This window comes from Saccharothrix luteola (assembly GCF_020859565.1).
GTDB classification, from domain to species: domain Bacteria; phylum Actinomycetota; class Actinomycetes; order Mycobacteriales; family Pseudonocardiaceae; genus Actinosynnema; species Actinosynnema luteola.
Genome location: NZ_JAJHUO010000006.1, coordinates 313,336 through 329,640, shown reverse-complemented (window position 1 = coordinate 329,640; position 16,305 = coordinate 313,336). Strand labels below are relative to the sequence as shown.

The 16,305-nt window shown below is 72.1% G+C and carries 15 protein-coding genes; 8 read left to right on the top strand and 7 right to left on the bottom strand.

The genetic code is table 11. From position 1 onward, the window contains the following. Positions 1–24: 24 nt before the first annotated feature. Together LNK82_RS11010 and LNK82_RS11005 are read right to left on the bottom strand one after the other, a co-directional pair. Positions 25–1,182 carry a macrolide family glycosyltransferase gene (locus LNK82_RS11010; protein ID WP_230566830.1) on the bottom strand — a complete coding sequence of 386 codons (1,158 nt, stop codon included), beginning with the start codon at positions 1,180–1,182 and terminating at the stop codon, positions 25–27. Between the two features lie 138 nt (positions 1,183–1,320). Next, positions 1,321–1,905 carry a TetR/AcrR family transcriptional regulator gene (locus LNK82_RS11005; RefSeq protein ID WP_230566829.1) on the bottom strand — a complete coding sequence of 195 codons (585 nt, stop codon included), beginning with the start codon at positions 1,903–1,905 and terminating at the stop codon, positions 1,321–1,323. Positions 1,906–1,965: 60 nt separating this feature from the next. Between LNK82_RS11005 and LNK82_RS11000 the strand changes: the two genes are divergently transcribed. From LNK82_RS11000 to LNK82_RS10980, 5 genes are all read left to right on the top strand, one after another. Beyond that, positions 1,966–3,069, top strand: a complete 1,104-nt coding sequence (locus LNK82_RS11000) for an FAD-dependent monooxygenase (protein ID WP_230566828.1) — start codon at positions 1,966–1,968, stop codon at positions 3,067–3,069. Between the two features lie 200 nt (positions 3,070–3,269). After that, positions 3,270–4,430 (top strand): nitric oxide synthase oxygenase, encoded by a 1,161-nt coding sequence (locus tag LNK82_RS10995; RefSeq protein ID WP_230566827.1) that lies wholly within the window; start codon positions 3,270–3,272, stop codon positions 4,428–4,430. 91 nt (positions 4,431–4,521) lie between these two features. Beyond that, positions 4,522–5,619 (top strand): Re/Si-specific NAD(P)(+) transhydrogenase subunit alpha, encoded by a 1,098-nt coding sequence (locus LNK82_RS10990; RefSeq protein WP_230566826.1) that lies wholly within the window; start codon positions 4,522–4,524, stop codon positions 5,617–5,619. Beyond that, positions 5,616–5,939, top strand: a complete 324-nt coding sequence (locus LNK82_RS10985; RefSeq protein WP_443706255.1) for an NAD(P) transhydrogenase subunit alpha part 2 — start codon at positions 5,616–5,618, stop codon at positions 5,937–5,939. Before LNK82_RS10990 ends, LNK82_RS10985 begins: the two co-directional genes overlap by 4 nt. Continuing rightward, positions 5,936–7,303, top strand: a complete 1,368-nt coding sequence (locus LNK82_RS10980; protein ID WP_230566825.1) for an NAD(P)(+) transhydrogenase (Re/Si-specific) subunit beta — start codon at positions 5,936–5,938, stop codon at positions 7,301–7,303. The genes LNK82_RS10985 and LNK82_RS10980 overlap by 4 nt, the downstream gene beginning before the upstream one ends. Here the strand turns inward: LNK82_RS10980 and LNK82_RS10975 are convergent. From LNK82_RS10975 to LNK82_RS10965, 3 genes are read right to left on the bottom strand one after another with little or no spacing between them, the layout of a single operon-like run. Beyond that, a complete protein-coding gene (locus LNK82_RS10975) occupies positions 7,300–9,372 on the bottom strand; it encodes an EAL domain-containing protein (RefSeq protein WP_230566824.1) in 2,073 nt (690 codons plus the stop codon). The two genes, LNK82_RS10980 and LNK82_RS10975, sit on opposite strands and share 4 nt — an antisense overlap. A gap of 6 nt (positions 9,373–9,378) precedes the next feature. Further along, positions 9,379–10,185 (bottom strand): SAM-dependent methyltransferase, encoded by an 807-nt coding sequence (locus tag LNK82_RS10970; RefSeq protein WP_230566823.1) that lies wholly within the window; start codon positions 10,183–10,185, stop codon positions 9,379–9,381. A gap of 54 nt (positions 10,186–10,239) precedes the next feature. Then, positions 10,240–11,520, bottom strand: a complete 1,281-nt coding sequence (locus LNK82_RS10965) for an MFS transporter (protein ID WP_230566822.1) — start codon at positions 11,518–11,520, stop codon at positions 10,240–10,242. A 53-nt stretch (positions 11,521–11,573) separates the two neighbouring features. Between LNK82_RS10965 and LNK82_RS10960 the strand changes: the two genes are divergently transcribed. Genes LNK82_RS10960 through crcB form a run of 3 tightly spaced genes read left to right on the top strand, consistent with a single transcriptional unit; the run spans position 11,574 to position 12,683 of the window. Then, entirely contained in the window at positions 11,574–12,011 is a 438-nt protein-coding gene (locus LNK82_RS10960) for a MarR family winged helix-turn-helix transcriptional regulator (RefSeq protein ID WP_230566821.1), read from the top strand. After that, complete coding sequence (locus LNK82_RS10955) at positions 12,001–12,354, top strand: fluoride efflux transporter FluC (protein ID WP_230566820.1); 354 nt, start codon at positions 12,001–12,003, stop codon at positions 12,352–12,354. The genes LNK82_RS10960 and LNK82_RS10955 overlap by 11 nt, the downstream gene beginning before the upstream one ends. Continuing rightward, a complete protein-coding gene (crcB, locus tag LNK82_RS10950) occupies positions 12,351–12,683 on the top strand; it encodes a fluoride efflux transporter CrcB (RefSeq protein WP_230566819.1) in 333 nt (110 codons plus the stop codon). The genes LNK82_RS10955 and crcB overlap by 4 nt, the downstream gene beginning before the upstream one ends. A 138-nt stretch (positions 12,684–12,821) precedes the next feature. On the opposite strand, the gene LNK82_RS10945 is transcribed toward crcB, so the two are convergent. Continuing rightward, entirely contained in the window at positions 12,822–15,071 is a 2,250-nt protein-coding gene (locus tag LNK82_RS10945) for a HelD family protein (RefSeq protein WP_372470457.1), read from the bottom strand. A gap of 225 nt (positions 15,072–15,296) precedes the next feature. Then, positions 15,297–16,139, bottom strand: a complete 843-nt coding sequence (locus tag LNK82_RS10940) for an SGNH/GDSL hydrolase family protein (RefSeq protein WP_230566818.1) — start codon at positions 16,137–16,139, stop codon at positions 15,297–15,299. Positions 16,140–16,305: the final 166 nt, after the last annotated feature.

Sequence of the window (16,305 nt, the reverse complement as noted above, 5' to 3'; positions counted from 1 at the left end):
GCGCGCGATGGCGCCGCCCCCTCGTCACCGCTCCAGCTCGGCCTCGATCACGTCGGCCGCGGCGGCCGTGCCGCCCGCCGCCCGGATCTCGGCCTTGAGCGCGGCCAGCCGCCGGGCCACGTCCGGGTCGCCCGCCAGTTCCAGCACGGCGGACCGCAGCCCCGCGGCGGTGACCTCCTCGCGCGGGACGTGCCTGCCCACGCCCAGCTCGACCAGGCGCGCGGCGTTCATGACCTGCTCCCCGATCATGGGCAGGCCGACCATCGGCACGCCGTGGTACAGCCCTTCCATCGTGCCGCCCATGCCGCAGTGCGTGATGAACACGTCGGCGTGCGACAGGACCTCCAGCTGGGGCACCCACCGGTGCAGCTCCACGTTCGACGGCGGCTCGCCGAGCGAGGCCGGGTCGACGTGCTTGCCGATGGCCATCACCACGTGCCAGTCGAGGTCGCCGAACGCCTCGAAGCACCGCCGGTAGATCCCCGGCTCGTTGGTGTAGGCCGACCCCAGCGAGACCAGCAGCACCGGCCGGTCGTCCGCCGGCCGTTCCCAAGTGCCCTGGAACGACGACCGGTCGCCGAGGCACGGTCCCACGAACGTGTACTTCCGGTGCACCGACTCGTGGTTCGGCTGGAACGACCGCGCGATGCTCACCACCGCGCGGTCCGGGTCGCCGACGTACGCCGGGCCGGGGATCGCCACGCCCTCGGCGGCCAGCCACTCCTCCAACTCGGCGTAGAACGCGGTCACCTCGGGCTGATCGACCACGTCGCCCATGTCCTCCTCCCAGCCCTCGTACGCGACGAAGGTGGGGGAGAACTGGATGGCGGGCACGCCCCAGCGGCCCGCCGGCAGGCGCGCGGTCCACGCGCCGATGTCGTACACGACGGCATCCGGCCGGTCGGCCGCGAACGCCGCCTCCAGCACCGGCAGCACCGACCTGGCCTCGGCCAGGAACAGGTGCATGGCGGGAGCCGGTTCGGTCGGCCACTCCTGGTCGGCGGTGGGCAGGGTCGTCGGGTGCACGACCGGCGTCGCGCCGGCCCGCTCCACGATGTCCGCGAACCCGGGGTCGACCGCGTAGCTGACCCGGTGGCCCCGGTTCACCAGTTCGGTGACGACGGGCAGCGTCGGGTTGACGTGGCCGTGACCGGGGATGTTGAGGAAGGCGATGTGCGCCATCAAGGACTCTCCGCATGAGGTGAGGGTTGGCTCGAAGACCCCGTCACGCGTGGCGCGTGGGGGTGGACAGCTGCCCTCGACTCAGAGGTAGAAGATCCGGAAAGCCCACATGCGATCGACGATAGCGCCGGCCGCCACTCATTTCCCGAGCACGCCGCGCACCGCCGCGCGGATCGCCGCGGCCAGTTCGGCGCGGCTCTCCGGGGTGCCGGGGGTGGGCGCCCCGAGCGCGCCCGCGCCGACCAGCCGGTCGAACAGCAGGCCGTCCACGAACGCCACCAGCTCCCGGCTCTGCCGCTCCGGGTGCTCCGCGCCCCACGCCGCCAGCAACTCCCGCGCCTGCGCCCGCGGCCGTTCGCCGTGGGCCAGGATGCCGCGCAGCTCGGGGTGGTGGGTGGCCTCCAGCAGGCACGCGTACCGGGCCAGGGTTCGCTCGCGGCCGGTCGTCATCCACTGGTCGAGCACGTGCGCGAGGGCCTCGGCGAGCAGGTCGGGGTCGAGCGGGACGTCGATCCGCGCTGCCGCCACCTCGGCGTCGTCCAAGTCGGCCAGCCGCTGCACGACGCCCTCGACGAGCGCCTTGCGGGTGCGGAAGTAGGCCGAGGTCGAGCCGGTGGGCACGCCCGCCTGCGCGTCCACGGCGCGGTGGGTCAGCCCGCGCATGCCCCTGGTGGCCACCACGTGGATCGCCGCGTCGGCGAGGGCGGCCATGCGCTCCGTCACAGTGCGTCCTCCTTCTACAGCTGTAGAGTACGGGTCTCTACAGCTGTAGAAGGAGTGGGCGTGAAAGCGGTCGTGGTGGGCGGTGGCCTCGGTGGTGTCACGGCGGCGGTGGCGTTGCGACGGGTCGGGTGGGAGGTCGCGGTGCTCGAACGCGCGGCGGAGTTCGGCGAGGTCGGCGCGGGCGTCGGCGTGATGCCGAACGCGCTGCGGGCGCTGGCGGCGCTCGGGCTGGCCGACGACGTGCGGCGGATCGGCACGCCCCGCGTGCCCGGTGGCATCCTCGACCCGAGGGGCCGGACGCTGACGCACGTCGACGCGTCGCACCAAGACCACGTGGTGGCCGTGCACCGGGCGGACCTGCACCGGGTGCTGCGGTCGGCGTTGCCGCCGGAATGCCTGGTCACGGACACCGAGGTGCACTCGCTGGACGACCTGGACGCGGACCTGGTGGTCGCGGCGGACGGCATCCGCAGCCGCGCCCGGCAGGCGCTGTTCCCCACATTGCCCCAGCCGGTGTACGCGGGCACCACGGCGTGGCGGAGCGTGACGACGGCCCGGTTCCCGCTCGACCTCGGTCTCAGCCAGACCCTCGGTCCCGGCACGGAGTTCGGCGTCCTCCCCCTGGGTGACGGCCGGGTCTGCTGGTACGCGGCCGCGGTCGCGCCCGCCGGTGGCCGTTCGGCCGACGAGCTGGGCGAGGTGCGCCGCCTCGTCGCCGGCTGGCACGACCCCATCCCGGCCCTGCTGGACGCCACGCCGCCGGGCACCGTGCTGCGGCACGACATCCACGAGCTCGCCACGCCGCTGCCGACCTACGTGCGCGGCCGGGTGGCGCTGCTCGGCGACGCCGCCCACGCGATGACGCCCTACCTGGGACAAGGCGCGTGCATGGCGATCGAGGACGCGGTGGTGCTGGCCGCCGCGTGCGCCCGCGCCGAGGACGTGCCGACCGCGCTCGCCGACTACGACCGCCGACGCCGGCCGCGCACGCAGTCGATGGCGAGGGCGTCGCGGATGCTCGGGCGGGTCGGGCACAAGGTGCGCAACCCGGTGGCCGTGACGGTGCGCGACGCAGCGATGCGCGCGGTCCCGGCGTCGGTCGGCCTGCGCGGGATGGCGAAGTTCCTCGCGTGGGCACCACCGTCTTTGTCACCCGATAGGTGACAACGATGCTGTGAGGTAAATCACAGGTAACCGGCGCGATTCGCGCGGATAACGATCGAATATCACTCGTTTTCGCAGGATGTGTCACACTTCTGCGCGATCAAGCACTACTCTGTGGCATCAACGGTCCGTTGTCGCACCCCCTCGGTGCCCGGCACGGCGGTGCGGCAATCACGAAAGGGCAACTACGGTGTCCCGCCATGGCCCCCGTCCCCTCGTGTCCGGCTGAAGCCATTCCCCTGCACGACGCCACCGCCTTCACCGTCGACCTCGCCGAGGCCGACGAGTTCATCCGACTGCACCACGCGGAGCACCCGGAGCTCGGCCCGGTCGAACACCGCCTCGCCGAGGTGCACGCCGAGGTCGCCGCCACCGGCACGTACCGCCACACCCCCGACGAGCTGACGTTCGGCGCACGGGTGGCGTGGCGCAACAGCGCGCGTTGTATCGGGCGTCTGTACTGGCGCAGCCTCAAGGTCCGCGACCTGCGCGAGCTGCGCGACCCCAAGGAGATCGCGGACGAGTGCGTCGAGCACCTCAAGCTCGCCGCCAACGGCGGCAAGGTCCGCCCGGTGATCACCGTGTTCGCGCCGGACGACCCCGGCCGGCCCGCGCCGAGGATCCGCAACGAGCAGCTGGTCCGGTACGCGGGCTACGTCGGCTCGGACGGCGGCGTGCTGGGCGACCGGCGCAACGCCGAGCTGACCGAGAAGGCGATCGGCCTGGGCTGGCGCCCGCCCGCCCGGAGGGGGCCGTTCGACGTGCTGCCGCTGATCGTGGAACGGGAGGACGCCGAGCCGGCCATGGTCGAACTGCCGCCCGACGCGGTGCTGGAGGTGCCGATCGGGCACCCCGAGCTGCCGTGGCTGGCCGACCTCGGGCTGCGCTGGCACGCCGTGCCCGCGATCAGCAACATGCGGCTGCGCATCGGCGGGATCGACTACCCGGCCGCGCCGTTCAACGGCTGGTACATGGGCACCGAGATCGGCGCCCGCAACTTCGCCGACGCCGACCGGTACGACCTGCTGCCCTACCTGGGCAAGCGGATGGGCCTGGACACCTCGTCGGTGCGGACGCTGTGGCAGGACCGGGTGCTGGTCGAGCTGAACCGCGCGGTGCTGCACTCGTTCGCGGAGGCGGGCGTGACCATCACCGACCACCACACCGAGTCGGACCGGTTCCTCACCCACATCAAGAAGGAGGAGGAGGCGGGCCGCTCGTGCCCGGCGGACTGGACGTGGATCGTGCCGCCGATGTCGAGCGGGATCACCAGCGTCTTCCACCGGTACTACGACAAGCGCGAGCTGGTGCCGAACTTCTTCCCCGGCGACACCGAGGGCGTCTGCCCGGTGATCCACTGAGCGGCGGGAAGTCTCAGCAAGACGTATGTACGGTTAACGTTGAAGTTCATTTGTGGCGTAGATCACCATCACCGGTCTAGGGTGACTCTCCGTGAGAGTGGGCATACCCCTCGAGGCGCGGCCCGCCGAGCGCCGCGTAGCCGGTCTACCGGAAACGGTGACCACGCTGATCGGTGCCGGACTCACGGTGGACGTGCAAGCCGGAGCGGGCAGACACGCCCACGCCTCGGACGCCGCCTACCGCGCAGCCGGTGCGAACGTCATCGCCGACCACCCGGCCGGGCGGTCCGACGTGATCGTCTCCGTCCAACCACCGACACCCGAGCAGGCCGCCGCCCTCCGCGAGGGCGACATCACGATCAGCTTCCTGCAACCCAACAGCGAGCCTGAGCTCATCGAGGTGCTCAAGGCCAACAAGGTCACGGCGTTCAGCCTCGACCTGCTACCCCGCGTGACCAGGGCGCAGTCCGCGGACGCCCTGTCGTCGCAGGCCCTGGTCGCGGGGTACCGCGCCGTGATGGAGGCGGCCAACCGGCTGCCGAAGTTCCTGCCGATGTTCACCACGGCGGCGGGCACCATCCCGCCCGCCAAGGTGCTCGTCCTCGGCGCGGGCGTGGCCGGGTTGCAGGCCATCGCCACCGCACGACGCCTCGGCGCCGTGGTCGAGGCCTACGACGTGCGCGCGGCGGCCAAGGACGAGGTCAAGAGCCTCGGCGCGCGGTTCCTCGAACTGGACCTCGAAACGCAGCAGGGCGTGTACGCGCAAGCGCAGTCGGAGACGTTCCTGGAACGCCAGCGCGAGCTGATCGCGGAACGGGTCGCCGCCTCCGACGTGGTGATCTCCACCGCCGCCATCCCCGGCCGCAAGGCGCCCGTGCTGGTCACCAACGACATGCTCAAGGCGATGGCGCCCGGCTCCGTGGTGGTCGACCTGGCCGCCGAGTCCGGCGGCAACGTCACCGCCAGCAGCCCGGGCGAGGAGACCTGGGTCGGCGAGGTGCTCGTCTACGGCGCGCGGAACATGCCGAGCGGCATGCCCGTGCACGCCAGCAGGCTGTACGCGCGCAACGTGGCCAACCTGCTGCTGATGATGACCAAGGACGGCCAGGTCGTGCCGGACCTCACCGACGAGGTGCTGGCCGGCTGCTGCCTCACGCACGCGGGCGAGCTGAGGAGGGAGCTGCCGTGATCGACCTGTTGACGATCTTCGTGCTGGCCGTGTTCGTCGGCTTCGAGGTCGTGTCGAAGGTGTCCACGATCCTGCACACGCCGCTGATGTCGGGCGCGAACGCGATCCACGGCGTGATCCTGGTCGGCGCGATCCTGATCACCGGCCGCGCCGAGGACGCGCTGGAGATCACGCTCGGCCTGGCCGCGGTGTTCCTGGCCACGGTCAACGTGGTCGGCGGCTTCGTGGTGACCGACCGGATGCTGGAGATGTTCAAGGGCCACAAGGCGGACCGACCCGTCAAGAGCGCGGCCAACGGGCACAAGGAGGTGGGCGGGTGAGCCCCACCTGGGTCCAGCTCGCGTACCTGGTCGCCGCGCTGTGCTTCGTGCTGGCGCTCAAGGGCCTGAGCACGCCGAAGTACGCCCGCGCGGGCAACCTCGTCGGCGCGGCGGGCATGGCGCTGGCCGTGGTCACGGCGTACGCGCACGGCGCGGTGCACAACGGGCTGCTGATCGTGATCGCCGTGGTCGCGGGCGTGGTGGTGGGCATCCCGGCGGCGCGGTCGGTGAAGATGACCGCCATCCCGCAGATGGTGGCGCTGTTCAACGGCGTCGGCGGCGCGGCGGCGGCGCTGGTGGCGTTGACCGAGTTCCTGGCCGTGCCGCACGGCTCGGTGCTGTTCCAGGTCTTCACCGTGCTCACCGTGCTGATCGGTTCGGTCAGCTTCTCCGGCAGCGTGGTCACGTTCCTGAAGCTCCAGGAGATCATGACCACCCGGCCGGTGCTGCTGCCCGCGGGTCAGCTGCTCGGCATCGGTGCGGCGGCGGTGAGCGCGCTGCTCGCGCTACTGGTCGTGCTGACCGGGAACGGCGTGCTGCTGGTGCTGCTGGCGCTGGCGGGTCTCGCGCTCGGCGTGCTGTTCGTGCTGCCGGTGGGCGGCGCGGACGTGCCGATCGCGATCTCGCTGCTCAACGCGTTCACCGGCCTGGCCGTCGCCGCGTCCGGCTACGTGCTGGCCAACACCCTGCTGATCGTCGCGGGCACGCTCGTCGGCGCGTCCGGCACGATCCTGACCCGGCTGATGGCCCAGGCCATGGGCAGGCCGCTGACCAACATCCTGTTCGGCGCGTTCAAGCCGACCTCGACGGCCGCGGTGACCGACGAGCAGCGCACCGTGCGCTCCGGCACGGTGGACGACGTGGCGATCATGCTCGGCTACGCGCACTCCGTGCTGGTGGTCCCCGGTTACGGCCTGGCCGTGGCGCAGGGCCAGCACGCGGCGCGGGAACTGGCGCAGGTGCTGGAACAGCGCGGCGTCACCGTGCACTACGGCATCCACCCGGTCGCGGGCCGGATGCCGGGCCACATGAACGTGCTGCTCGCCGAGGCGGACGTGCCCTACGAGCACCTCAAGGAGCTCGACGACGTCAACCCCGGCATCGGCAGCGTCGACGTGGTGCTCGTGGTCGGCGCGAACGACGTGGTCAACCCCGGCGCGCGGGACGAGCCGAGCAGCCCGATCTACGGCATGCCGATCTTCGACGTGGACCGGGCGAAGGCCGTGGTGTTCATGAAGCGCTCGATGCGACCCGGCTTCGCGGGCGTGGACAACAGCCTGCTCTACAACCCGAAGACCACCATGCTGTTCGGCGACGCGAAGGAGTCGCTGACCAAGCTGCTGGCCGCGGTGAAGCACGTCTAGGCGCCGGACAGCTCGTAGGACGGCACGGCGGGCGCGAGGTGGTCGCCGTACGCGGCGTCCACCTCGACCCGCGTCCACCACGCCGCCTGTTCCGCCGTGGCGAGGTCCGGCACCAGCACCGACACCCCGGCCTCCCGGATCAGCGCGACCATCCGCTCCACCGCGGTGTGCAGGAACGACTCCGGCCGGTCGGCGAGCCTGCCGACCACCGACGGGTCGAGGACCAGCGCGTCCACCGGCAGCTCGTCGAGCAGCGACAGCTCGGCCTGCCCGCCGTTGAACCGGGTCAGCCCGGTGGAGATCCCGTTGTCCCGCAGCACCTGCGCGTTGTCCTCGCCCATGCCGTCGAGCATCGACCGCGTGTCCAGGAAGATCCTCAGCCGGGACGAGGGCAGGCCGGTCGCGTCCAACGTCCGCTTCACCGTGCGCACCAGGTCCTCGTCGCGGGACTGCATCGGGGAGAGCTCGAAGTACAGGTGCCCGAAAGAATCCGACGCGGTGGAGTCCGGCGTGGAAGCTCCGACCGCGGCGACCGCGGCCTCGTGCAGCGCCCACTGGCCGAGCGCCGGCGACAGCCCGGTCTCCTCGGCCAGGGCGACGCACTCGTCGTGCCCGACCTCGTCCCAGCGCAGCCGGGCCACGTGCCCGAGCACCCGCCCGTCGACCAGGTCGAGGACCGGCTGGTACTCGACCTCCAGCTCCTGCTCGGCCAACGCGCCGGGCATCCGCGCGGCCCGCGCGTGCCGTTCCCGCAACGCCTGGTCGGCGTGCTTGTCGTAGGGCAGCCACTGCCGCTTGCCGCACTTCTTGGCCCGGCGCAGGGTCGTGTCGCCCGCGCGCAGGATCTCCGCGACGTCCCACCCGGCGGGTGGCCGGTCGACCACGCCGATGGACGCGGACAGGGCGACGCCGTCCTCCATCGGCCGGCGCAGCGCCTCGTTGATCCGGTCGACCATGTCGGGCACGCTCGGCGTGGTCGGCGAGTTGTCCACCACGATGCCGAACTCGTCGCCGCCGATCCGGGCGACCAGCGCGACGTCGTCCTCGAGCATGGCTTCGAGCCGGTGGCCGACCTCGGTGAGCAGCCGGTCGCCGAACGCGTGGCCGAGGCCGTTGTTCACCAGCGCGAACGCGTCCAATCCGAGGTGGTAGAGCGTGATCCCGCCCCGTGACGTGCCGTGCAGCGCCTCCAGCCGGGTGGCGAAGCGGTGCCGGTTGGACAGGCCGGTGAGCGAGTCGTGCAGCAGCTGGAAGTCCAGGTTCTTCCGCAGCAGGTGCAGCTCGCTGACGTCCTCGACCATGGTCACGTGGTACGCGGGCTCGCCGTCCGCGTCGCGCAGCGACGACACCGCCAGGTGCACCCACACCGGCTCGCCGTCCTCGCGCAGCAGCCGTCGCTGCTCGCGCATCCGCGCCACCCGGCCGTCACCGACCGCCTGGTACTTGGCCTCCAGCGCCTCGGCGTCGGCCGGGTCGAACAGCTCGACCAGCCGCCGCCCGGTCAGCTCACCGCGGTCGCGGCCGATCATCTCGGCCAGCGCCTGGTTCACCTCGACGCACCGGCCGCGCAGGTCGGTGATCACGATGCCGAACGCGGAGGCGTCGAACACCTCGCGGAACCTGGCCTCGCTGGCCTCGAGCACGCGTTCGACGCGCAGCTTGGCCGCCATGAGCGCGAGCTTGACCTCTTCCTGCTGGTCCAGCGCGTCCAGCCGCATCGCGGTGGCGAAGCCGGCGCTCACGCTGCCCAGGATGGCGATGACCTTCTCCGCCAGCCGCGGCACGTCCCGCAGCTCGGGGCTGAACAGCAGGGCGTGCCCGAGCACGTCCACCGTGCGCTGCAACGTCTCCGGGCCGGTGAAGTGCGCCTCGACCAGCCGTTGGCCGACCACGGCGACCGGGTCGGCGGCGAACGGCTCGGCCTGGACCGCGTCGGCGATCACGTCGACGAGTTCGAGCAGGTACAGCTCGATCTCGACCGGCGACATCGGCACGTACGCGGTGGGGTAGACCGCCCGCATCCACTCGCGCGCGACGTCCTGCCGCCGGCTACCGGCGTGTGGCGACATGTCCGCTCACTCCTTGCGCCCCACCCCGGCGAAGATCCCCGCCCGGTCGGCGTCCTCCTCGACGGAGCCTTCCTCCGGCCGCCACCGCGGCAGCGGGACCACGCCCGGCTCGACCAGCTCGAAGCCGTCGAACAGGGCGGTGATCTCGGCGTGGGTGCGGGGGAACATCGGGTCCGGGCTGTCGCGCATCACGGCCACGACGCGGGCCATCGCCTCGGGTTGCAGGTCGTAGGTGAACTGGGAGAGGGCGAGGTGGCTGCCCGGCGGCACGGCGTCGCGGTACGCGGCGACCACGCCGGCCGGGTCGCGCTCGGGCGGCACGAAGTGGAACATCCCGACGGCGAGCACGCCGACCGGCTCGGCGAAGTCGATCAGGCCGGTGTCGCGGACGTCCGCCAGCACCGCGTCCGGCTCGGTCAGGTCCTGGTGCAGGATGGCGGACCGGTCGTCGTCGGCCAGGATCATCCGGCTGTGCGCGACGGCGACGTCCTCGAAGTCCACGTACACCACGCGCGACTCGGGCGCGACCTTGCGCGCGACCTCGTGCACGTTGCCGACGGTCGGGATGCCGGAGCCGAGGTCGAGGAACTGCCGCACGCCCGCGTCGACCAGGTGCAGCACGGCCCGGCGCAGGAACGCGCGGTTGAGGCGGGCGATGGTGCGGGCGTTGGGCTGTGCGCGGAGGAACTGCTCCGCGAGCTCGCGGTCGGCCGCGAAGTTGTGCCCGCCGCCGAGCAGGTAGTCGTAGAGCCGTGCGGCGCTGGGCAGCCCGGTGTTCACGTCGTCGGGGACCCAGCTCAGCCGATCCGCCACCTCGTCCTCACCCGTGTGTGTGCCAGCCCGAGCTCTCGCCCCACCGGGGCGAGATTACTGTCGCGGCGGAACCCGTGGGCGGAGACGGGGCAGCTTGTCCCCGATCGGCGTACAAATGATCATCAGAACGATCACCGCCAGTGTCCCGAACGCCACCCGCGGTCCCCAGTGCGCGTGAACGAAGAGCGGGACCGCCACGCCGAGCGCGGTGCCGAGCGCGCGGGCGAGGTTCACCAGGCCACCGCCGGACCCGGCGTCACCCCGGGGGAGGGCGCCGAGCACGGCCGCGTTGTTGGCCGGGATGAAGAGGCCGAGCCCGAGGCCCAACGCGACCAGGGCGATCGGGTGCACGTGCCAGGCGAGCACCCCGCAGGCCACTGTGGACAGTGCCGCGCCCCCTCGCGGCACGCGCCACGGCAGCGCCGCGCCGAGCGCGAACCCGACCGGCAGGGCGGTGAGCAGCAAGCCCGTCGCCAACGGGCCGCGGTCGGACGTGAACGGCACCAGGACCAGCGGTCCGAACAGCACCAGGTACCCGCACGTCGCGCCGAACAGGCCGCCCTTGACCCGGCGCACCAGCGGTTCCCGCCACACGTAGCCCGCGCCCGCCGGCAGCGCGAGCACCAGCAGCAACGGGTTCGCGCCGGACAGCACGAGCAGCAACGCCGTGGTGGCCGTGGCGAGCAGCACGACGGCGATCCCGTCGACCGGACCGCTGCCGCGCTCACGCGTGCGCGGCAGCAGGAAGTGGCCCGCGACCAGGGCGACGACGCCGACCGGCACGTTGACCAGGAACACCCACTGCCACCCGAACGCCTCGACCAGCAGGCCGCCGACCGTCGGGCCGAGCGCGAGCCCCAACGCCTGCGCGGTCGCCTGCACGCCCAACGCCGCGCGCACCCGGTCGCGCGGCACGGCCGCCGCCACCAGCGCCACGCTGTTGGCCTGCAACATCGCCGCGCCCAACGCCTGCACGACCCGGAACGCGATCAGCACGTCCAGGTCCCGGGACAACGCGCACGCCACCGAAGCGCCGGTGAACACCACGAACCCGTACAGGTACACGAGTTTGCGGCCCCGCCGGTCCGACCACTTCCCGATCGGCGCGACGAACGCGGCCAGCGTCAACAGGTACGCCAGCGACACCCACTCGGGTGACGCGCCGAAATCGTCCCGCAATGCGGGCAGGGCGAGTGTGACAACGCTCGCGTCGAACTGGCCGAGGAACGCGCCGAGGCACACCGTCGCCACGGCCAGCCAAGGCGCACCGGCCCAGGTCGCGACCCGCCGCGGGCGAGGTGATTCCGCGACGAACCAGTGCAACGTGCGATTCATCGTGCCCAGACTATCTCGGTATCCGACATATCGCGACCCAGTACCATTCGCGCATGTCAGACGAGGCACGCTCGCTCACCGACGTGGTCACGAGGCTCCGCCGGGCACTGCGCACGAGCATCCGGTCGGAATGGCCGTGGGACTCCCTGCCGATGGCGCAGGTCGAGTTGCTCCAGACGCTCGCCGAGCGCCCCCCGATGCGCGTGGGCGACCTCGCGGCCGAGTTGCGGCTGGCGCCGAACACGGTCAGCGGGCTCGTCGGCCAGCTGATCGAGAACGGTCTGGTCGAACGGGGCGGCGACCCCAGCGACCGCCGCGTGGCCCGGCTCTCCGTGACACCGCAGGGTCACGAGCAGCTGGCCGTCTGGCAGGCCGCGCACGAGAAGCGCATCGGGTCGGCGCTGGACAAGCTGGAACCGGGCGAGCGCGCCGACGTGGTCCGCGCCCTGGCCGCCCTGGACCACTTGGTGGACCACCTGCGTGCGCACTGAGGTCCGGACCGTCGCGGCGGTCGCGCTGGGCGGCGGCCTCGGCGGCTTGGCGCGGTACGGCCTGTCCGCGGTGGTCCCGGGTCCGTGGGGCACGCTGCTGGTCAACGTCGTGGGCTGCGCGCTGATCGGCGTGCTGATGGTCCTGGTGCCACGCCTGCACCCGCTCGCCCGGCCGTTCCTCGGCGTCGGTGTGCTGGGCGGCTTCACCACGTTCTCGGGCTACGCGCTGGACGCCGTGCGGCTGGGCGGCCTCACCGCCGTCGCGTACGTGTTCGGGACGCTGTTCCTGGCGCTGTGCGCGACCTTCGCCGCCATGGCCGCGACCCGCAAGGTGTGGCCATGACGGTGCTGCTGGTCTTCGCCGGCGCGGCGGTGGGCGCGTCACTGCGCTACGCCGCCGGCCGGTTGGTGCAGCGGACGTTCCCCTGGGCCACCCTCGCGGTCAACCTCGCGGGCTCGTTCGTGCTCGGCTGTGTCGCCGGCACGTCACCTGACCTGTTCGCCCTGGTCGGGATCGGCCTGTGCGGCGGCCTGACGACCTACAGCACGTTCAGCTACGAGACCGTCCGACTGACCGAGGACGGCCGCTACCTCCAAGCACTGGCCAACGTGACCGCGAGCCTGACCACCGGCCTGGCTGCCGCCGCCCTCGGCTACGCCCTCACCCGATGACGTCGAGCTCCCGCCCCGTCCACCGGTTGACGACGTCCCCCCACTGCTCGAACAGCACCCGCGTGGGAACGCCTCGGCCGGCGCCGGTCGCTCTCGCTCCGGCGCCGCCTCGCTCAGCGCGGACAACCGCCATGCCGGTCAAGCGGTAGCCAACCGCCCCAGCACCTCGGGCAGGTCGTCGGTGTGCACGACGCCCAGCCGTTGGGTGGCCCGGGTCAGTGCCACGTACAGGTCGCTCGCGCCCCGCGGCGACTCGGCCAGGATGCCCGCCGGGTCGACGACCAGCACCGAGTCGAACTCCAGGCCCTTCGCGTCGGTCACGCCCAGCACCACGACCTGCGCGTCGAGGTCGTCCGAAGCGCCCGGCACGGCGGCGCGCAGCGACGCCACCGACGCCGACGGCACGATCACCGCCAGCTTGCCGTCCCCGATCGCGGCGACCTCCTTGTCCACCACCGACGGCAGCGCTTCGACCAAGGACGGCGCCCGCAGGCTCCACGGCGCGAAACCGCTGTCCCGCACCGACGTCGGCGGCACGAGGTCAGGGTCGACCGACGCCAGCACGTCCGCCGCGACGGCCATGATCTCCGACGGCGTCCGGTAGTTGACCGTCAGCTCGGTGAGCTTCCAGCGGTCCATCACGTACGGCGACAGCACCTCGTGCCACGACGACGCGCCCGCGATGTCGCCGGTCTGCGCGATGTCGCCGACCACGGTCATCGACTTGGACGGGCACCGGCGCATCAACGTCCGCCACGCCATCGGGGACAGCTCCTGCGCCTCGTCCACGATGATGTGCCCGAACGTCCACGTCCGGTCCGCCGCCGCGCGCTCGGCGGCCGTCTCGTAGCGCTCCGCCCCGTGCCGCTCGGCCAGCTTGTAGGCGTCCATCAGGTCGGTCGCCATGAGGATCTCGGGATCGGCGTCGTCCTCCAGGTCGAGGATGTCCAGCACGCCCTGCGCGTAGTCGATCGCCTGCCGCCGCTGCCGCTCGGCCCTTGCCTTGGCCTCGGTGTCGTCCTCGCCGAGCAGTTCCGCCGCCTCGTCGAGCAGCGGCACGTCGGCGGGCGTCCACTCGGCGCCGCGCGGCCGGGCGAGCAGCTCGCGCTCGGCGGGGGAGAGCTTCGGCGTGGCCTTGGCGATCAGCTTCGGCGACGCGTACAGGTCTTCGAGCAGCGTCTGGGGCGACAGCGTCGGCCACAGCTTCCCGATGGCGGACTGCACGGCGGGGTCCTCGCGCAGCTCGCGCCGGATGTCATCGATGTCGGCCTGGTCGAGCAGGTGCTTGCCCAGCCGGGACACAGCCTGCGACGCCAGCGTGGAGATGATCTCGCGCTGGAACGTCCGCCGCGCCTCGTTGTGCGGTCGCCTGGTGCGCCGCGCCCGGCCGCGGGCGTCGCTGATCGCCCGCCGGTCCAGCCGCAGCACGTCGCCGTCGAACGGGACCTCGACCAGGCTCGGCGCCTCCTGCCGGTCCCGGATCGCGTGCGCGACCACGTCCGCCATCTCGATGCGGCCCTTCAACGCGGCCACCTCGGCGGGCTCGCGGCCGACCGCGGTGAGGCCGGGGAACAGCTCGCCGACGGTCGACAGCAGCACGCCCGTCTCGCCCAGCGACGGCAGCACCTGCCCGATGTAGCGCAGGAACGTCGCGTTCGGCCCGACCACGAGCACGCCGCGCTTCGCCAGCTGCCGCCGGTGCGTGTAGAGCAGGTACGCCGCGCGGTGCAGCGCGACCGCCGTCTTGCCCGTGCCCGGACCGCCCTGCACGACGACCACGCCGTTCAGCTCGGTGCGGATGATCTTGTCCTGCTCGGCCTGGATGGTCGCGACGATGTCGCCCATCTGGCCGGTGCGGCTCGCGTTCACCGCGGCCAGCAGGGTGGCCTCGCCGGTCAGGCCCTCGGACCGGCGGTCGAGGTCGACCGAGTTGATGTCCAGCACCTCGTCGTCGAACCCGACGACCTTGCGCTGCTTGGTCCGCAGGTGCCTGCGCCTGCGCACGCCCTCCGGCGCGGCGGCGGTGGCCAGGTAGAACGGGCGGGCGGCGGGCGCGCGCCAGTCCATCAGCAGCGGCTCGTACTCCTTGTCCTCGTCGAACAAGCCGATCCGGCCGATGTAGAACCGCTCGTCGGTGTGGAAGTCGAGCCGGCCGAAGCACAACCCGTTCTCCACGGCGCTGTACTGCGCCAGCTGGTCGGAGTACATGGCCACCGAGGTGTCCCGTTCGGAGCGCATCTGGTGCGTCCCACCGGTTTGCCGCAGCGCGCCGGCCAGGCGCTTCGAGCTCTGCTCGCGGAGGTCGTCCAGCCTGCCGTACAGCATCGACACGTATTCCTGCTCCGACTCGGTTTCCGCGAGCCGGAGGTCATCGGAGGGGCTTGACAACGTGCCTCATTTCTGGATAGTGTGTTTTATCAGCCTGTGTCGCATTGCGGCTGACGGTTTCTTGCGGGCTCACAGTCCTGCGCTCGTGCAGAACGTCTAATCTACTACACGTTCTTCCCGCCGGTGCGTGAACAACTCCGCGCTCGCGACCCCGCACCGTGAACGCGCGAAGGCCGCCGCCGAGCGGGTGCTCGACGGCGGCCTGGTGGTCCTGGTGGCGGGCGGCTACAACTGGTCGGCGACGATCCCGCCGATCGCGGCCATGCCGTCCCCGTTCGGGTGCAGCGGTGCGGCCGGGCCGGTCAGTGCCACCCCCTCGAACCACCTCTGGTTCGTCGGCGCGCACGCGTCGTGGCCCGCGCTCGCCGACTCGACGTCGACGAACGACGCGCCGTGCTCGGCCGCCGCACGGGCGAGCAGCACGTTCAACCGGTGGATGCTCCCCTGCACGTAGTCCGCGTCCTTGGGCCAGATCGGCTGGTCCGGGTAGCAGCCCTCGCGCCGGATGTGGGTGCCGTAGGAGACCACCACGATCCGAGCCTCGGGCGCGCGGGCGGAGATCAGGTCGAGCGCGGCGGCGAACTCGGTCGCGTAGGCGTCGATCCGGTCGGCCAACTCGTCCCGACCGCTCGCGGTGAACTCGTCGCGGCACGACCTGCCGAGCGGCGGGGGCAGCAGGTTGACGCACTGCATCGCCGCCTCGCCCAGCTTGACGTCGTTGCCGCCGATGGTGACCGTCACCAGGTCGGTCGACGGGCTCAGCGCGTTGGCCTGCGGCGCCTGCTGCTCCCCGTCGACGGTCGCCTGCGACCCGGCCAGGTCGTCGGTCACGGCGCCGGAGCACGTCACGTCCGTGAGCCGGGCCCCGATCCGGGCGGCCAGCACCGACGGCCAGTTGCGCGTCGAGCGCAGGCAGCCGGGGGCGGTTGGGTCCTGCTGCGGGATGAGCGGACCCGCGGCCGACGAGTCGCCGAGCGCCACGTACTCGTAGTCCGGTTCGGCGACCGCCGCACCGGTCGTCCAGGTGATCGACAACGCCGCCAGCAACGCCGGTAGCAGCCTGCGCACGACCGCCTCCTCTTCGTGATCGGGTGGTGTCCGCTGGCCATGATGTGGCCTGGGCCGCCGGCGGGTGACGGTGAGCCGGGGTAGATCACCCGAGCGTGTTCACGACGGTGAGGCTGGGCCGTGTCGCGCGCCGGCACCGTGGGGTCGTTCGCCACGTCGGCAGCAC